At 76.2% G+C, this 15424-nt stretch carries 20 protein-coding genes; 4 read left to right on the forward strand and 16 right to left on the reverse strand.

What is annotated here, in order from left to right:
• Positions 1 to 5: 5 nt before the first annotated feature.
• The 11 genes from ACI782_RS15015 to ACI782_RS15065 all read right to left on the reverse strand — a co-directional run bounded on the left by ACI782_RS15015 (position 6) and on the right by ACI782_RS15065 (position 9017).
• Positions 6 to 197, reverse strand: coding sequence for a hypothetical protein (locus tag ACI782_RS15015; protein WP_456910535.1), 192 nt, complete (start codon positions 195 to 197; stop codon positions 6 to 8).
• 148 nt (positions 198 to 345) lie between these two features.
• The gene (locus tag ACI782_RS15020) at positions 346 to 615 is read right to left on the reverse strand and encodes an acylphosphatase (RefSeq protein WP_456910536.1); all 270 of its coding nucleotides are present in this window, start codon (positions 613 to 615) and stop codon (positions 346 to 348) included.
• Positions 612 to 1526: a bifunctional DNA-formamidopyrimidine glycosylase/DNA-(apurinic or apyrimidinic site) lyase gene (gene mutM / locus ACI782_RS15025; protein WP_456910538.1), complete on the reverse strand. Its 915-nt coding sequence runs from the start codon at positions 1524 to 1526 to the stop codon at positions 612 to 614. The genes ACI782_RS15020 and mutM overlap by 4 nt, the downstream gene beginning before the upstream one ends.
• Before the next feature lie 6 nt (positions 1527 to 1532).
• Positions 1533 to 2288 carry a ribonuclease III gene (gene rnc, locus ACI782_RS15030; protein ID WP_456910540.1) on the reverse strand — a complete coding sequence of 252 codons (756 nt, stop codon included), beginning with the start codon at positions 2286 to 2288 and terminating at the stop codon, positions 1533 to 1535.
• Between the two features lie 62 nt (positions 2289 to 2350).
• Complete coding sequence (rpmF, locus tag ACI782_RS15035) at positions 2351 to 2530, reverse strand: 50S ribosomal protein L32 (protein WP_456910542.1); 180 nt, start codon at positions 2528 to 2530, stop codon at positions 2351 to 2353.
• Positions 2531 to 2533: 3 nt separating this feature from the next.
• Positions 2534 to 3106, reverse strand: a complete 573-nt coding sequence (locus ACI782_RS15040) for a YceD family protein (RefSeq protein ID WP_456910544.1) — start codon at positions 3104 to 3106, stop codon at positions 2534 to 2536.
• A gap of 249 nt (positions 3107 to 3355) precedes the next feature.
• Positions 3356 to 4045, reverse strand: a complete 690-nt coding sequence (locus tag ACI782_RS15045) for a hypothetical protein (RefSeq protein ID WP_456910546.1) — start codon at positions 4043 to 4045, stop codon at positions 3356 to 3358.
• On the reverse strand, positions 4042 to 4527 hold the full coding sequence (gene coaD / locus ACI782_RS15050) for a pantetheine-phosphate adenylyltransferase (RefSeq protein WP_456910548.1): 486 nt from the start codon (positions 4525 to 4527) through the stop codon (positions 4042 to 4044). Before coaD ends, ACI782_RS15045 begins: the two co-directional genes overlap by 4 nt.
• Positions 4524 to 5078, reverse strand: coding sequence for a 16S rRNA (guanine(966)-N(2))-methyltransferase RsmD (gene rsmD, locus ACI782_RS15055; RefSeq protein WP_456910550.1), 555 nt, complete (start codon positions 5076 to 5078; stop codon positions 4524 to 4526). Before rsmD ends, coaD begins: the two co-directional genes overlap by 4 nt.
• A gap of 151 nt (positions 5079 to 5229) precedes the next feature.
• Positions 5230 to 7416, reverse strand: coding sequence for an ATP-dependent DNA helicase RecG (gene recG, locus ACI782_RS15060; RefSeq protein WP_456910552.1), 2187 nt, complete (start codon positions 7414 to 7416; stop codon positions 5230 to 5232).
• Positions 7416 to 9017 (reverse strand): DAK2 domain-containing protein, encoded by a 1602-nt coding sequence (locus tag ACI782_RS15065; protein ID WP_456910554.1) that lies wholly within the window; start codon positions 9015 to 9017, stop codon positions 7416 to 7418. Before ACI782_RS15065 ends, recG begins: the two co-directional genes overlap by 1 nt.
• 201 nt (positions 9018 to 9218) lie before the next feature.
• On the opposite strand from ACI782_RS15065, the gene rpmB reads away from it, so the two are divergent.
• Positions 9219 to 9401: a 50S ribosomal protein L28 gene (rpmB, locus tag ACI782_RS15070; protein ID WP_446423268.1), complete on the forward strand. Its 183-nt coding sequence runs from the start codon at positions 9219 to 9221 to the stop codon at positions 9399 to 9401.
• Between the two features lie 197 nt (positions 9402 to 9598).
• Here rpmB and ACI782_RS15075 read toward each other — a convergent pair whose 3' ends face one another.
• Genes ACI782_RS15075 through ACI782_RS15085 form a run of 3 tightly spaced genes read right to left on the reverse strand, consistent with a single transcriptional unit; the run spans position 9599 to position 11737 of the window.
• Positions 9599 to 10219, reverse strand: coding sequence for a cytidylate kinase-like family protein (locus ACI782_RS15075; RefSeq protein ID WP_456910556.1), 621 nt, complete (start codon positions 10217 to 10219; stop codon positions 9599 to 9601).
• The gene (locus ACI782_RS15080) at positions 10207 to 10713 is read right to left on the reverse strand and encodes a GNAT family N-acetyltransferase (protein WP_456910558.1); all 507 of its coding nucleotides are present in this window, start codon (positions 10711 to 10713) and stop codon (positions 10207 to 10209) included. The genes ACI782_RS15075 and ACI782_RS15080 overlap by 13 nt, the downstream gene beginning before the upstream one ends.
• Positions 10697 to 11737: a thiamine-phosphate kinase gene (locus tag ACI782_RS15085; protein ID WP_456910559.1), complete on the reverse strand. Its 1041-nt coding sequence runs from the start codon at positions 11735 to 11737 to the stop codon at positions 10697 to 10699. The genes ACI782_RS15080 and ACI782_RS15085 overlap by 17 nt, the downstream gene beginning before the upstream one ends.
• A gap of 92 nt (positions 11738 to 11829) precedes the next feature.
• Between ACI782_RS15085 and ACI782_RS15090 the strand changes: the two genes are divergently transcribed.
• Complete coding sequence (locus tag ACI782_RS15090) at positions 11830 to 12063, forward strand: Lrp/AsnC ligand binding domain-containing protein (RefSeq protein WP_456850141.1); 234 nt, start codon at positions 11830 to 11832, stop codon at positions 12061 to 12063.
• A gap of 92 nt (positions 12064 to 12155) precedes the next feature.
• Positions 12156 to 12674, forward strand: a complete 519-nt coding sequence (locus tag ACI782_RS15095; RefSeq protein WP_456910561.1) for a DUF3515 domain-containing protein — start codon at positions 12156 to 12158, stop codon at positions 12672 to 12674.
• A 4-nt stretch (positions 12675 to 12678) separates the two neighbouring features.
• Here the strand turns inward: ACI782_RS15095 and ACI782_RS15100 are convergent, their stop codons facing one another.
• Positions 12679 to 13359, reverse strand: a complete 681-nt coding sequence (locus ACI782_RS15100) for a hypothetical protein (protein ID WP_456910563.1) — start codon at positions 13357 to 13359, stop codon at positions 12679 to 12681.
• Positions 13356 to 14507 (reverse strand): D-alanine--D-alanine ligase family protein, encoded by a 1152-nt coding sequence (locus ACI782_RS15105; RefSeq protein WP_456910564.1) that lies wholly within the window; start codon positions 14505 to 14507, stop codon positions 13356 to 13358. Before ACI782_RS15105 ends, ACI782_RS15100 begins: the two co-directional genes overlap by 4 nt.
• A gap of 99 nt (positions 14508 to 14606) precedes the next feature.
• On the opposite strand from ACI782_RS15105, the gene ACI782_RS15110 reads away from it, so the two are divergent.
• Complete coding sequence (locus tag ACI782_RS15110) at positions 14607 to 15413, forward strand: CDP-alcohol phosphatidyltransferase family protein (protein WP_456910566.1); 807 nt, start codon at positions 14607 to 14609, stop codon at positions 15411 to 15413.
• Positions 15414 to 15424: the final 11 nt, after the last annotated feature.

Genomic DNA, 15424 nt, shown 5'->3' on the forward strand with positions numbered 1-15424 from the left:
CGAGATCAGGCGAGGGCGGGCTCGGCGTTGTCTCCGGCCAGGCTCAGCAGCTCGTGGGCGATGGACGCGTCGCGCTGGGCGCGCAGTTCCTGCAGTTCCTGCTCCAGCCGACGCACCTTGGCCCGCAGGACGGCGTTCTCCTCGACTGCTCGGAGTTCCGCGGAGGGCACTACGTGACCGAACAGGGCCTTGGCCATGGCGATAACGGCCTTTCGACTGCGTTGAGGGATGACCTGCGCCCCGGTCGACGGTCGGCGCGGTCCGTGTGTTCCAGGGTGACAGGCCAGGTCACGCAGGTCAACGGCGACTCTGCACAGGTCACGTGTCGGGGAGGTGTCGCGTTCGTCACGCCGTGGTGAAGCCGGTACTCCCGCGCGTCGGCTCGTCCCGGACGTCGACCCGCGTCACCGCTCCGGGCGCCCGCGGACCGTCCAGATCGGCCAGGACGGCGGCCACCGCGTCGTCCGCCCCCTCGAGCACGACCTCGACCCGGCCGTCCGGGAGGTTGGTCGCCGAGCCGGCCAGCCCGGCGGCCTCGGCCCGACCGCGCACGAACCAGCGGTAGCCGACCCCCTGCACGGAGCCGGACACCACGGCGACGGCGCGGCGCGTCACGACCGGCCCGCCCCGGCCGCCGGACGGCGTGGGCGGGCGGGGGACGTGCGAGGCCGCGGCTGGCAGGAGGGGCAGCTGTAGCTCGACCGGTTCATGAACGACTCCCGGACCACCGGCGTCCCGCACCGCGGGCAGGGCCGGTCCCTTTGGCCGTAGACGGCGAGGAACCGGGAGAAGTACCCGCTCTGGCCGTTCACGTCGACGTACAGCGAGTCGAAGGAGGTCCCGCCCTGCGCCAGGGCCTCGCCCAGGACGTCGCGGACGCCGGCGAGCAGGTCCTCGACCTGGCCCCGGGTCAGCTTGTCGGTGGGGCGGGCGCCGTGCAGGCGCGCCCGCCACAGCGCCTCGTCTGCGTAGATGTTGCCGATCCCGCCGATCAGCGTCTGGTCCAGCAGGGCCCGCTTGACCTCGGTCCGGCGGCGCCGCAGCGCCGCGCTGAAGCCGGCGGTGTCGAAGGAGTCGTCGAGCGGGTCGATGGCGATGTGCGCCAGCCGCGGCGGCAGCCCACCGTCCGCAGCACCGTCTTCGACGGCCAGCCCGCCGAACGTGCGCTGGTCGACGAAGCGCAGCTCGCGGCCGCCGTCGGTGAAGGTGACGCGCGCCCGCAGGTGCGTCTCGCCGGGCTGGGAGGGCTTCTCGACCAGCAGCTGCCCGCTCATCCCCAGGTGCGCGACGAGCGCCGCGCCGGACGGGGCGCCGTCCGGCTCGGCCAGCGGCAGCCACAGGTACTTGCCGCGGCGGCGGGCGGCGGTGAGCGTGCGACCGGTCAGCGCCGCGACGAAGTGCTCGGTGCCCTCGAGGTGCCGGCGCACCGCGCGGGGGTGGTGGACCTCGACGGTGGCGACGGTGCGCCCGGCGACCCAGCGCTCCAGGCCGCGCCGCACCACCTCGACCTCGGGCAGCTCGGGCACGGCGGGTCAGTCCTCGGTCGACGACTCGGTGGCGTCGTCCGCGGACGCCGACAGCGCCCGCCACGCGGCCTCGGCGGCCTCCTGCTCGGCGGCCTTCTTCGTGCGGCCGGAACCGCTGCCCCGCACGGTGCCGTCGAGGACGACGGCCGCGCTGAACGTCTTGGCGTGGTCGGGGCCGGTGTCCTCGACCACGTAGGTCGGTGCCCCGAGGCCGAGCGCGGCACCGAGCTCCTGCAGGCTGGTCTTCCAGTCCAGGCCGGCGCCGCGGGTGGCGGCCTGGTCCAACAGCGGGTCGAACAGCCGGTGCACGATGGCCGCCGCCACGTCCAGGCCGAGCCCGACGTGCACCGCACCGATCAGCGCCTCCACCGCGTCGGCGAGGATCGAGTCCTTCTCCCGGCCGCCGGTGGTCTCCTCACCGCGGCCCAGCAGCAGGTGCGGGCCCAGCCCGCCGGCTCCCAGCCGCCGCGCCACCCCGGCCAGCGAGGTCATGTTGACCACCGAGGCGCGCAGCTTGGCCAGCCGGCCCTCGGGCAGCTCGGGGTGGCGGCGGTACAGCTCGTCGGTGACGACCAGGCCGAGCACCGAGTCCCCGAGGAACTCCAGGCGCTCGTTGGTCGGCAGCCCGCCGTTCTCGTAGGCGTAGGACCGGTGGGTCAGCGCCAACGCCAGGAGGCCGCCGGGCAACTCGACGCCCAGGGCGTCGCGGAGCCAGGCGGCCGACCGTTCGGCGTGCGCCTGCCCGGCGGGCGAGCCGGGCACCCCGCCCGGGGCGGGCGGAGTACCGGTGACCGGCGTCGCCACGGCGGGTCGACTCGGAGAGCTCAGACCGAGAGGACCTGGCGGCCCTGGTACTGACCGCAGTTCGGGCAGGCCGCGTGCGGCGGCTTGAGCTCGCCACAGGCCCGGTTGGGGCACGGCGAGAGCGTGGGAGCGGACGCCTTCCACTGCGAGCGACGCATGCGGGTGTTGGCGCGGGACATCTTCCGCTTCGGGACGGCCACGGGTCAGTTCTCCTCTGGGTTGTCCGTACCGGGGGTGCCCGGTGCGGAGTCGGAACGGTCGGCCTGCGAGGCACCGAAGCGCTGAGCCAGCCCGGCCCACCGCGGGTCGAGCACCTCGTGGGTGTGGTCGGCCGGCAGGTCGTCGAGCCGCTGTCCGCAGTCCACGCACAGCCCCGAGCAGTCCTCGGTGCACGTGGGCGCCAGCGGCAGGCTGAGGACGACGAGGTCGCGGACCATCGGCTCGAGGTCGACGTGGTCGCCCTCGACGTGGCGGACCTCGTCCTCGTCGCTGGTGGCCTCGGTCGTGCTGCCCTCGTAGGCGAACAGCTCCTGGACGCCGAGCGCGAGGCTGTCCTCGACCGGCTCCAGGCAGCGGGCGCACGAGCCGACGACGGGGACGTCGACGTCCCCCGAGACGAGCACGCCCTCCATCACCGACTCCAGCCGGAGGCGCAGGTGCACCTCGGCGCCCTCGGGGACGCCGATGAGCTCCACCTTCCAGTCCGCGGGGGCCGGGACGGTCAGGTCCAGCTCCTGGAGAGAGCCGGCCCGCCGGCCGAGCTCCCGCAGGTCCACGCGCCAGGGGTTGGCGGCGGGACGCCGGGCGTCCGGGGACGCGGCGCCTGAGCGGGGCGGCTGAGCGGCAGGCATGTCGGTACTCGCGGTAGGCAACGGGGAGGTGGCCGGCCGGGGCGCGGAGCCTGGAGGCGGTCGGACCGGAGGACAAGCCTACCCGATGCCCGGACCACGCCGTCCGGGCCGACCGGGTGAGGCCACCCACCCGGCGGCGGCCCCGTCCCGGGCCGCGGACGGCGGGCGGTCCTGCTACTCCCGGAGCGCGGAGCGGGCCTTGTCCACCGAGCGCAGCATCCGCTCCAGGGTGGTGCCGAAGTCGGCCAGCCGGGTGTCGACGTACTCGTCGACCTCGGCGCGCACGCGGGCGGCGTCCGCGGTGCTCTGTGCCCCGAGCTCGTCGGCGCGGGCGAGAGCGCTGCGGTAGACCTCGGTCTCGCTGACCAGCTGCTCGTGCTCGGCCTGGGCGGTGACGAGGACCTGGGCGTGCTGGGCCTGGGCGTCGGCCAGGACGGCCTCGGCGTGCTGCTGGGCCTCCGCCACGATCCGCTCGGCCTCCGCCTCGGCCTGCGCGAGCAGGTCCTCGGCTTCGGCCTGCGCGCGGGCGAGCAGTTCGTCGCGCTGCCGGCGGGCGGTGCCGAGGATCTCCTCCCGCTGCCGTCGCGCGGAACCGACCGCCTGCTCGCTCTCGCTGCGGGTGCGCCCGGTCAGCCGCTCGGCCTCGGCCTGGGCCTGCTGGAGGATCTCGGTGCGCTGCTCGACGATGGCGCCGGCCTTGTGCACCTCCTCGGGGAGGTTCTCCCGGAGGTCGTCGAGCAGGTCGAGCAGGACGTCGCGCGGCACGATGCACGAGCCGCCGGACATCGGCACGTTGCGGGCGTTCTCGATGACGCTGCTCAGCTCGTCGACGGTCTCGTACAGCCGGTACACGACCTCGGTCACGACATCCCCCGCTCACGGTGGGCCAGCAGCCGCGTGTGCACGGCCTTGGGGACGAGGCTGGAGACGTCCCCGCCGAAGGTGGCGATCTGCTTGACCAGGCTCGAGGACAGGTGCCCCACCTGCGGCGCGGTGGGCACGAACAGCGTCTCGACGCCGGCCAGCTCCCGGTTCATCTGCGCCATCTGCAGCTCGTACTCGAAGTCGCTGACCGCCCGCAGCCCCTTGACGATCACCGGGATGTCGTGGCTGCGGCAGTAGTCGACGAGCAGGCCCTGGAAGCTGTCGACGGTCACGGTGGGCAGGTCGGCGACCGCGTCACGGAGCAGCTCCATGCGCTCCTCGACGGTGAACAGGCCGGCCTTGCCGGGGTTGACGAGCACGGCGACGACCAGCTCGTCGTAGAGCGCGGCCGCCCGCGTGATGACGTCGACGTGGCCGTTGGTGACCGGGTCGAACGAGCCGGGGCAGACCGCGCGCCTCACGGACAGCGACCGTACCGGAGCACGGCCTCCCCGTAGCGGCGGTCGCGCAGTCCGCGCAGGGGTGTCGGCCACTCCCAGGGCTCCTCGCGGGCCGGGCGCTCCACCACGACCACGGCGTCCTCGGCCAGCCAGCCGCCCCCGACCAGCGCCTCGAGCACGCCGAGCACCTCCGCCGCCGGCGTGGCGTAGGGCGGGTCGGCGAGCACGAGGTCGAAGCGGGCCGGCGGCGGCCCCTGCACGACGGTGGGCACGGAGCCCGCGACCACCCGGCCGCCGGGCAGCCCGACGGCGGCGAGGTTGGCCCTCAGCACAGGCAGCACCCGTGGCCCCGACTCGACGAAGACCACCTGCTGCGCGCCGCGGCTGAGCGCCTCCAGGCCGAGGGCGCCCGACCCCGCGTAGAGGTCCAGGACCGCGGCCCCTTCGAGGTCCAGCAGCGTCGAGAGGCTGTTGAACAGGCCCTCGCGGGCGCGGTCGCCGGTGGGCCGCACCCCCGACGCCGGCACCTTGAGCCGCCGTCCGCGGGCGACCCCCGAGATCAGGCGGGTCATGGCGCCGTCCCGAGGCTCGGCCCGAGCCTGCGAGGCGGCCCCTCCCAGGGGCCCGCCGCGAACGTCGAGCGGCCCTCCTGCAGGATCCCGCCGCGAGCGTGCGAGCGGTGGGGGGCAGGAGGGTCCTGCTCGGGGGGCGAGGAGTCCTCTCTCATGCCTTCTCGAGGTACTCGGCGCGCTCGTCGGTGGCCAGCGCGGCGACCTCCATCGCCAGGCCCGGGTGGTCGGCCAGGCCGCGCTCGGTCGCCAGCAGCCCGGCCGCCTCGGTGCGGGCCTCGGCGATGAGCTCCTCGTCCTCCAGCAGCGACAACAGCTTGATGCCCGAGCGGCGGCCGGACTGCGCGGCGCCGAGGACGTCGCCCTCGCGGCGGGTCTCGAGGTCCAGGCGGGCCAGCTCGAAGCCGTCGGACGTCGACGCGACCGCGGCCAGCCGCTGCCCGGTGGCCGAGGCGATCGCCGCCTCGCTGACCAGCAGGCACAGCCCCTCGTGCTCGCCCCGCGCGACGCGGCCGCGCAGCTGGTGCAGCTGGCTGACGCCGAAGCGGTCGGCGTCCACCACGACCATGACGGTGGCGTTGGGGACGTCGACGCCGACCTCGACGACCGTGGTGGCGACCAGGACGTCGACGTCCCCCGCGGCGAAGGCCCGCATCCGGGCCTCCTTCTCCTCGGGGGTCAGCCGGCCGTGCAGCACCTCCAGGCGCAGCCCGGCCAGCGGCCCGTCCCGCAGCGCCTCGGCGACGTCGAGCACCGCCAGCGGCGGGCGCCGGTCCGACGCCGCGGCCTCCTCGGCGGGGGCGCCGTCGACGTCCTCGGGCTCCTCCTCGGAGCCGGCGTCCTCGCCGATGCGCGGGCAGACGACGTAGGCCTGCCGGCCGGCGGCCACCTCCTCGCGCAGCCGCTCCCAGGCCCGGTCCAGCCAGGCCGGCTTCTCCCGCACCGGGACCACGGAGCTGCGCACGCCGCCCCGCCCGCTGGGCAGCTGGCGCAGCGTGGAGGTCTCCAGGTCGCCGTAGACGGTCATCGCCACGGTGCGCGGGATGGGGGTGGCGGTCATGACCAGCACGTGCGGCGGCCGGTTGCCCTTGGCCCGCAGCGCGTCGCGCTGCTCGACGCCGAACCGGTGCTGCTCGTCGACGACGACCAGGCCGAGGTCGGCGAACTCCACGGTCTCCTGCAACAGCGCGTGGGTGCCGACGACGATGCCGGCCTGCCCCTCGGCGACCTCGGCCAGGGCCGCGCGCCGGGCCGCGGCCTTGAGCGAGCCGGTGAGCAGGGTGACCCGGGTGCCGGCCGGGTCGCCGTCGAGCTCGCCGGCGCGGCCGAGCGGGCCCAGCAGGGCGCGGATGCCCCGGGCGTGCTGGGCGGCGAGCACCTCGGTCGGTGCCAGGATCGCGGCCTGGCCGCCGGCGTCGACGACCTGGGCCATCGCCCGCAGCGCGACGACGGTCTTGCCCGACCCGACCTCGCCCTGCAGCAGCCGGTGCATCGGCTGCTCCCGGGACAGCTCGGCCGAGAGCTCCTCCCCCACCTCCCGCTGGCCCTCGGTGAGCGCGAACGGCAGCGCGGCGTCGACGGCGTCGAGCAGCCCGCCGGCGCGGCGCGGCCGGGCGATCCCGGGTTCCAGCGCGGCGGCGCGGCGCCGTCCGGCGAGGGTCAGCTGGAGGGTGAGCGCCTCGTCCCACTTGAGTCGGTGCTCGGCCTGCTCGACGTCCTCGGCCGAGGTCGGGCGGTGGATGTCGAGCAGCGCCGCCGCCAGGCTCGGCAGGCCGTGGCGGGCGCGGATCTCCTCGGGCAGCGGGTCGTCGACGAAGCCGAACCCGCCGCCCGCGTCGAGCAGCAGCTTCACCGAGCGCTGGACCACCCAGCTGGAGACGTCCTTGGTCGCCGGGTAGATCGGGATGAGCGCGCGCGCCCAGTCCTCGTCGTCGTCCCCGGTGATGAGGTGGCAGTCGGGGTGCGCGAACTGCTTGGCGTTGCGGTACTCGCCGACGGTGCCGGCGAACAGGCCCCACGCGCCCTCGCGCAGGTTGGCGTGCTTGCGGTTGAAGAAGACCAGCTGCATCGAGCCCGCGCCGTCGCCGACGGTCACCTCGGTGAGCGTGCCGGGGCGGTTGCGCATCTTCCGGCTGGTGACCTTGCGCACCTGGGCGAGCACGGTGACGCGGTCACCGACCTGGAGGTCCTCCAGCTTGGTCATCTCGCCGCGGCGGGCGTAGCGGCGGGGGTAGTGCCGCAGCAGGTCCCGGACGGTGTGCAGCCCCAGCTGCTCCCCCATCGCCTTCGCGGTCTTCGCCCCGAGCACCCGGTCCAGCCGGGTGGTCATGTCGACCGCCATCACTCCACCCCCACCTGGAGCGGGACCGCACCGGGTCCGTCGTCGTACCGGGTCACCTCGACCAGCGGGTGGGTCGCGGCCAGGTGGGCGCAGACGGCGTCGCCGAGCGCCCGGTCGGGGCCGACGACGAGGGTCACCAGCTCCCCGCCGGCCGACAGCATGCGGTCGAGCAGCTCGCAGGCGACCCCGGCGAGGTCCGCCCCGACCAGCACCACGTCACCCTCCGCGGAGCCGAGGACGTGGCCGCGCCGGCAGGGCCCGACGCTGGTCAGCCCCTCCTGCTCGGCCACGGTGACCTCGGCCCAGCGGGTCGCCGCGGCGGCCTCGGCCATCGTGATGACGTCGTCGGAGAAGCGGCGCGCGGGGTCGGCGACAGCGATCGCGGCCAGCCCCTGCACCGGCGAGCGGGTCGGGACCACGGCCACGTCGCGGCCGGCCTCCCGGGCGCGCTCGGCGGCGCGCGCGGCCGGTGCGGTCAGCTCGGCGTCGTTGGGCAGGACGACCACGGTGGCGGCGGCCGAGTCGAGGACCGCGGCGAGCACGTCGTCCTCGGTGACGCCGTCCGGGCCGCACGGGACCACCCGGGCGCCCTCCCCGGCGAACAGCCCGGCCAGCCCGTCGCCGGCGACGAGGGCGACGACCGCCCGCGCGCCGGGTGCCGGGGCTGGCGGGGGCAACGGCGCCAGCGGGGTCACCGAGATGCGGTACGGCCGGCCGGCCTCGATGCCGGCCTCGATCGCGGCACCGACGTCGGTGGTGTGGACGTGCACGTTCCACTCGCGGCCCGACGGCGTGTCGACGCCGACCACCACGAGGCTGTCGCCGAGCGCGGCGAGCCGGTCGTGCAGCCAGGCGACGGTGGCCTCGTCGCTGTCGGCAAGCAGGTACTGCACCTCGCTGCCGGGGCCGGCCGGTGGCTGGTGCGGCCGCCCCCCGCCGTGGTCGTGCGTGCCGGCGGGCGTGCGAACCAGCGGCGGACGGGCCGGCTCGACCCCGGTCACGGTGGCGACCAGCGCGTCGAGGACCAGGCACAGCCCGGCCCCACCGGCGTCGACGACGCCCGCGTCGCGCAGCACGGCCAGCTGGCCCGTGGTCTCCGCCAGCGCCGCCCGGGCGCCGTCGGCCGCCGCCCGGACGACGTCGGCGAGCTCACCGCGCCCCTCGGCGACCGCCGCGACCGCGGCCTCCCCGCCGGCGCGGGCCACGGTGAGGAAGGTGCCCTCCTCCGGGTCGGCGACCGCGGCATAGGCGGCGTCGGCGGCCTTCTGCATCGCGGCGGCGACCGTCGGGCCGTCGGCCGGGCCGGCGTCGATCAGCTGGTCGGCCAGCCCGCGCAGGAGCTGGGCGAGGATCGTGCCGGAGTTGCCCCGGGCGCCGAGCACCGCGCCGCGGGCGAGCGACGCCCACGCCGGCTCGGCCGTCCCCCGCTCCTGCATCTCGGCCAGGGCCGCCTGGGCGGTCAGCAGCAGGTTGGTGCCGGTGTCGCCGTCGGGGACGGGGAACACGTTGAGGTCGTCCAGCCGGCTCCGGGACGCGGACAGCCCGGCCACCGCGGCCCGGCACCACTGACCGACCGCGGCGTCGTCCAGCGCCCGCAGCACGGCCGGAGGGTACCCACGCCGGGCGACAGGGCCGGGGCAGCGACCCGGCCGCCCCCGGCGCGGGCCGCGACGGCGGTCACCGACGGACTCCGCGACGGCGGTGGCGGAGAGCGGTTAGACTGGTCGACGGTCTTTGTGCGGGCGCGTCGCGCGCACCGCTCGTCTGAACGATTTCTCTGGGAGTGATCCGCCGTGGCTGCCGTGTGCGATGTCTGTGGCAAGGGGCCCGGTTTCGGTATGTCGGTGTCGCACTCGCACCGCCGCACGCCGCGCCGTTGGAACCCGAACATCCAGTCCGTGCGGGCGCTGGTCGCCCCGGGCAACCGTCGCCGGATCAACGCCTGCACCTCGTGCATCCGCGCCGGCAAGGTCGTCCGCGGCTGACGCCGCACGGTTGAGCTGAGCACCCCGGCCCCGGCCGGGAGAGGACCCCGGAGGTCGACGACCTCCGGGGTCCTCGGTGTTCCCTGAGGGACGGGTCCCAGGGCGCTCCCGCGGTCCTCCTCCTGCTCGTGCGGTCGTGCAGCACCGCAGCAGCAGGAACAAGACGCCGGAGCAGCGGCCCCCGGGATGGGCTCTCGTCAGATGCCGCGCGCCCGGGCGGCGGTGACGACCAGGTCGACGACGGTGTCCAGCGGCAGCGCGGTGCTGTCGACCACCAGGTGGTAGAGCGTCGCGGAGGCGGGGTCGCACCGGTAGAAGTGCCGCACGTACGCCTCCCGCGCGGTGTCGTTGGCCGCCATCTCCCGCCGCACCTCCTCGCGCGGCCGGCCGCTGCGCGCCACCGCGGCCGCCAGCCGGCGGTCGGCCGGGCCGTCCAGCCGGACGTGCAGGGCGTCGGCGCGGTCGCCGAGGACCAGTGCCGCGGCCCGGCCGAGGACGACCCCGCCGGGACCGGCGGCGATCTCGCCGAGCACGCGCTCGGTCTGCTGCCGGAAGGCCCGCTCGTCGGGCACCTGCGTCACCGGCACCACGCCGCCGACCGGGTCGGGCATCGTCCCGAGGGAGGCCACGAGGCGCCACAGCCCGCGGGCGACCTTCTCGTCGTTGGCCTCGGCCTCGCTCAGCGGCACGCCCAGCCGGCCGGCCACCTGCGCCGGGATCGCCCGGTCGTGGAAGGTCAGCCCCAGCCGCTCGGCGACCGCCGGCCCCACGTCCGCGCCGCCGGCCCCGTAGGCGGCCGAGATCGTCACGATGCCCACGCCCGCTCCTCCCCTGCCGGTCGCGGCAGCTCCTTGCCCAGGAAGACCGCCCCGGGCGCCTCGGCGTAGACGCCGTAGCCGGCGACCGGTGTGTACCCCAGCGCGGCGTAGAGGGCCAGCGCCTCGGGCTGCCGCCTGCCGGTGTTCAGCACCACCGCCCGGTGCCCGGCCGCGGCCGCGGTCCGCTCGAGCTCGGCCATCAGCTGCTGGGCCAGCCCGCGGCGGCGGTACGCCGGCTCGACGTACACCCGCTTGACCTCCACCGTGCCGTCGGCGTGCACCCGCCAGGCACCGCAGCCCGCGGGGACGCCGTCCACCTCGGCGACGAGGAACAGCCCGGCCGGCGGGGCGAACTCCGCGGGGTCGACGACGGCCTCGTCCGGCCCGCCGTAGCGGACGACGTACTCCTGCTGGACCCGCGCCACGAGCGCGCGGGCGACCGGGTCGTCGTAGGGCACCGCCCGCAGCGCGACCGGCTCACCGGAAGTGGACATGCCCGGTCCCTCCCGCCCCGACGGCCTCGGCGACCTCGGCGGCCGGCACGCCGTCCACCCGCACGCCCGGGCGCCCCGGCGCCGCGGCGACCGACCCGATGGGCGTCCACCCCGCGGGCAGCGTCGTCCCGGCCGGGAAGGTGGCCAGGAGGGCGTGGTCCTCGCCGCCGGTGAGGACCCACGCCATGGGGTCCCCGCCGAGCGCCGCGGCGACCTGCTGCAGCGGCCCGGGCGGCTCGAGGGTGGCCCGCACCAGCGCGGCGCGGTCGACGTCGACGACCACGCCGCTGTCGTCGGCGAGGTGCCCGGCGTCGGCGAGCAGCCCGTCACTGACGTCGCACATCGCCGTCGCGCCCGCGTCGGCCGCCGCCGGGCCCGCGGCGTACGGCGGCGTCGGCCGCCGGTGCGCGGTGACCGCCACCGCGGGGCTGGTGAACCCGCGCCGCAGCACCGCCAGCCCGCACGCCGACCAGCCCAGCCGCCCCGCCAGGGCCAGCACGTCCCCGGGCCGGGCGCCGGAGCGCAGCACCGGGGCGCGGCCGCCCAGGTCGCCCAGCGCCGTCACCGACAGGACGACGCCGTGGCTGTCCGGGGCCGAGGAGACGGTGTCCCCGCCGACGACGGCCGCACCCAGCGGCGCGCACTCCTCCGCCAGCCCGGTGGCCACCCCCTCCAGCCAGGCGGTCGACGTGTCGGGCGGGCAGGCCAGGCCCACGAGCAAGGCGGTGGTCACGCCGCCCATGGCCGCCACGTCGGCGAGGTTGGCCGCCGCCGCCTTGTGCCCGACGTCCTCGGCGGAGGACCAGTCGCGGCGGAAGTGCCGCCCCTCGACCAGGACGTCGGTGGTCGCCACCACCCGGCCGTCGGGGACGCGCAGCACCGCCGCGTCGTCCCCCGGCCCGACCTCGGCGAGCCGCGCCGTGCCCGACCGGGACAGCACCCGGGCGATCACCCCGAACTCGCCGACGACCCGCACGCTGTCGGCCGGGTCGTCCCGGGGCACCAGGGGACGGGGACGAGTCACCGGTCACCCTCCCCCGCTGAGGTAGGTTGCCGAACTGTCCGCCCACCGGCGCGGACGCCGCATCGGCAGCGCTGCCCGAGGAAAGGTCTCCCGTGGTCCACGCCTACATCCTCATCCAGACCGAAGTCGGCAAGGCCGCCCAGGTCGCGACGACGATCAGCCAGATCTCGGGCGTGACCAAGGCCGAGGACGTCACCGGTCCCTACGACGTGATCGTGCGGGCCGAGGCCGAGACCGTCGACGAGCTGGGCCGCCTGGTGGTCGCCCGGGTGCAGTCGGTCGACGGCATCACGCGCACGCTCACCTGCCCCGTCGTCAACATCTGAACGCGCTGACCGAGAACCCCCCGACCGACGGGCCGGCCCCCGAGCGGCGGCCGGCCCGGCCCGACGACCCCCTGCGGCGGATCGCGCTGCTGGTGACGGCCGTCGCCGTCCCGCTGGTCGTCGTCCTCCTGGTGTTGACCCGGGTCCTCGGCGACGACGGCGGGGACGGCGGGTCCCCCGTGGCCGAGGTCGGGGGCAGCCCGGCGCCGGAGCGCGCGGACCTGCCGCCGCTGCCGGTGGAGGTCCCGCCGGTCACCCCCGAGGCCGACGCGTCCTGCCCGGCGCTGATGAGCGCGCTGCCGCTGGAGCTGGCCGGGGAGCCGTCCCGCCCGGTGCAGTCCGACAGCCCCTTCGCCTACGCGTGGGGCGATCCCCCGGTCGTGCTGGTGTGCGGGGTCGACCGCCCCGCGGGGCTGGAGCCGACCTCCCCGCTGATCCAGATCAACGGCGTGAACTGGTTCGTCGACACCAGCGACCCCGACGTCGTCGTCTGGACCACGGTGGACCGCCCCGTGTACGTCCGGGTCACCGTCACCGCCGACACCGACAGCGCGCCGGTCACCGCGCTCGGGCCGGTCGTCAACGACGCGCTCCCGGCGCAGCAGCCCTGACCGGTCAGGACGGCGGCAACCGCTCCAGCTGGGCCTCGAGGACGGCGTGGACCTCCTGGGAGGCCGCGCCGACCGTCTCGGCGACCGCGGTGACGCCGACGCTGTAGACCCCGTGGCCGCACCAGGCGGACGCCGCCGGTGCGGACAGCCCGGACGCGGGGTGGGCCGCCTCCACGGTGAGCAGCCGGCAGCCGCCGGGCAGGTGCGGCGGGTCCTCCCGCAGCACCCCCTCGTAGAGCTCCGCCTCGTTCTCGGCGAGGTCGCGCGCGTAGTCCCCGGCGCCCGAACGGGTGGTGAACTGGTTGACGAAGACGCTGGTCACCGGGCCGGTTCCCGCGCTCCAGACCCGCTCCCAGCCGAAGCGGTAGCCGTAGTCCTCCAGCACCTCGCGCTCCCGGTCGGGGTCGTCCCCGTAGGAGGCGACGTCCTCGGCCGACTTCTCCCCCGCCGGCGGCGTGAGGTCGTCGTCGGGGACCCGCGGCAGGCCCGAGGGCACGGTGGTCACCACCAGCGCCTCGAGCTCCTCCGGTGCGGACGGCGTCGGGTCGGCGGGCACGGCGGTGGCCGCGCCCTCGACGGTCGTGACACACCCGGGAAGCGCCGCGACCAGGCCGAGCAGGGCCGCCCGGACCAGCCGGGCCGGCAGCAGGGCCGCCCGGACCGGCCGGGCCGCCGCCGGGGTCACGCCCCCGCGCCGCCGTCCAGGGCGGGCGCGACCGCCGGGCGGACCGTGGCCAGGGCGGCCGCGACGAGCCGGTCGACGAGGTCGGCGAAGCCCACGCCGGTCGCCGCCCACATCCGGGGGTACATCGAGATCGGGGTGAACCCGGGCATCGTGTTCACCTCGTTGACGACGAGGCGGTCGGCGCCGTGCGGGCCGCTGCCGAGGAAGAAGTCGACGCGGGCCAGGCCCGTGCAGTCCAGCGCGAGGTAGGCGCGGCAGGCGGCCTGCTGCACCGCGCGCGTCTGGTCGGGCGTGAGGTCGGCCGGGACGTCGAACTCGGCGGCGTCCTCGAGGTACTTGGCGCTGAAGTCGTACCAGTCGGTGCCGGGGCGCAACCGGATCTCGGCGGGCAGGCTCGCCTCGGGCGGTCCGCCGTCGCGGCCGGCCAGCACGCCGCACTCGATCTCCCGCCCGGGGACGGCGGCCTCGACGACGACCTTCCCGTCGACCTCGGCGGCCGCCGCCACGGCCGCGGGGAACTGCGCCCAGTCGGTGACCCGGCTGATGCCGATGCTCGACCCCGCCCGGGACGGCTTGACGAACACCGGCAGGCCGAGCCGCTCACGGGCCGCGGCGTCGAGCAGGTCCGGGTCGGCCGAGAGAGCACCGGTGGCGTCGCGGAGCACCACGTGGTCGCCCTGCGGCAGCCCGGCGGCGGCCAGCAGCTTCTTGGTGAACTCCTTGTCCATCGACGCGGCGCTGGCGAACACGCCCGAGCCGACGTACGGGATCCCGCTCATCTCCAGCAGGCCCTGGATGGTGCCGTCCTCGCCGTAGGCGCCGTGCAGGACCGGGAAGACGACGTCGAGCCCGATGCGCGGGCCGCCGCCGTCCAGGCGGACCAGGCCGCGGCCGGCGGGGTCGCCGACCAGGGTGACCGCCGTCCCGCCGGTGACCTCGGGCAGCACGCCGTCGACGATGGCCGGCCGCAGCTCCGGATCGGTCAGCACCCACCCGCCCTCGCGGGTGATGCCGACGGGGACCACGTCGTACCGGTCGGGGTCCAGCGCCGCGAGGACGGCCCCGGCGGAGACGCAGGAGATCGAGTGTTCCGCGCTGCGACCGCCGAAGACGACCGCGATGCGCAGCTTGCCTGCCTGTCCGCTCATCGCGGCCGACACTAGTGGAGCCCGCCCGCGCTCCCCCGGCGACGGGCGGACCGCGTGCGGCGGCGCCGCCGTCCCGGCGGTGTGGGAGCCTCGTGTGCGATGCGCGAGAACGTGGCCTCCCCGCCCGGCGGGGGCCTCCCCGGGACGCCTGCCGGCGACGGCCGGCCCGCGGCGCACCCGCGCGGGCTGCGGCTGGCCGGCGCCGCCGTCCACCTCTACACCGCCAGCGGCTCGGTGCTCGCGCTGCTCATCGTGCTCGCGGCGTTCGACGGCAACGCGGTCACCGCGCTCTGGGTGGGCCTGGTCGCGCTGGTGGTCGACGGCACCGACGGGATGCTGGCGCGGCGGGCGCGGGTCAAGGAGACCATCCCCTGGTTCGACGGCGCCCGGCTGGACGACATCGTCGACTACCTGACCTACGCCTTCGCCCCGGTGGTCCTGCTCTGGACGACCGGCTCGCTGCCGGCCGGTGCCGCCGGGTGGATCGTGGCCGCGCTGCCGCTGCTGGCGTCGAGCTACCAGTTCTGCCGGGTCGACGCGAAGACCGACGACCACACGTTCCTCGGGTTCCCCAGCTACTGGAACGTGGTGGCCTTCTACGCCGTCGTCCTGGACCTCGGGCCCGCGACGATCGCCGCGGTGCTCGTCGTCTGCTCGGTGCTGGTGTTCGTGCCGGTGCGCTACCTCTACCCCTCGCGCACGCAGGTGCTGCAGGGGCTGAACCTGGCGCTGACCGCCGTCTGGCTGGGCACCTACGCCCTGCTGCTGGTCCAGTACCCCGACCCGCACCCGGTGGTCGTCGCGCTGTCGCTGGCCTACCTCGTGTACTACGTCGCCGTGAGCCTCTGGCTGACCGCACGGGCGGCACACCGGCGCCGCCAGCAGGAGCGCACGGCGGCGCTCTGAGCTCGCTGCGA

The organism is Geodermatophilus sp. SYSU D00703, from assembly GCF_054050155.1.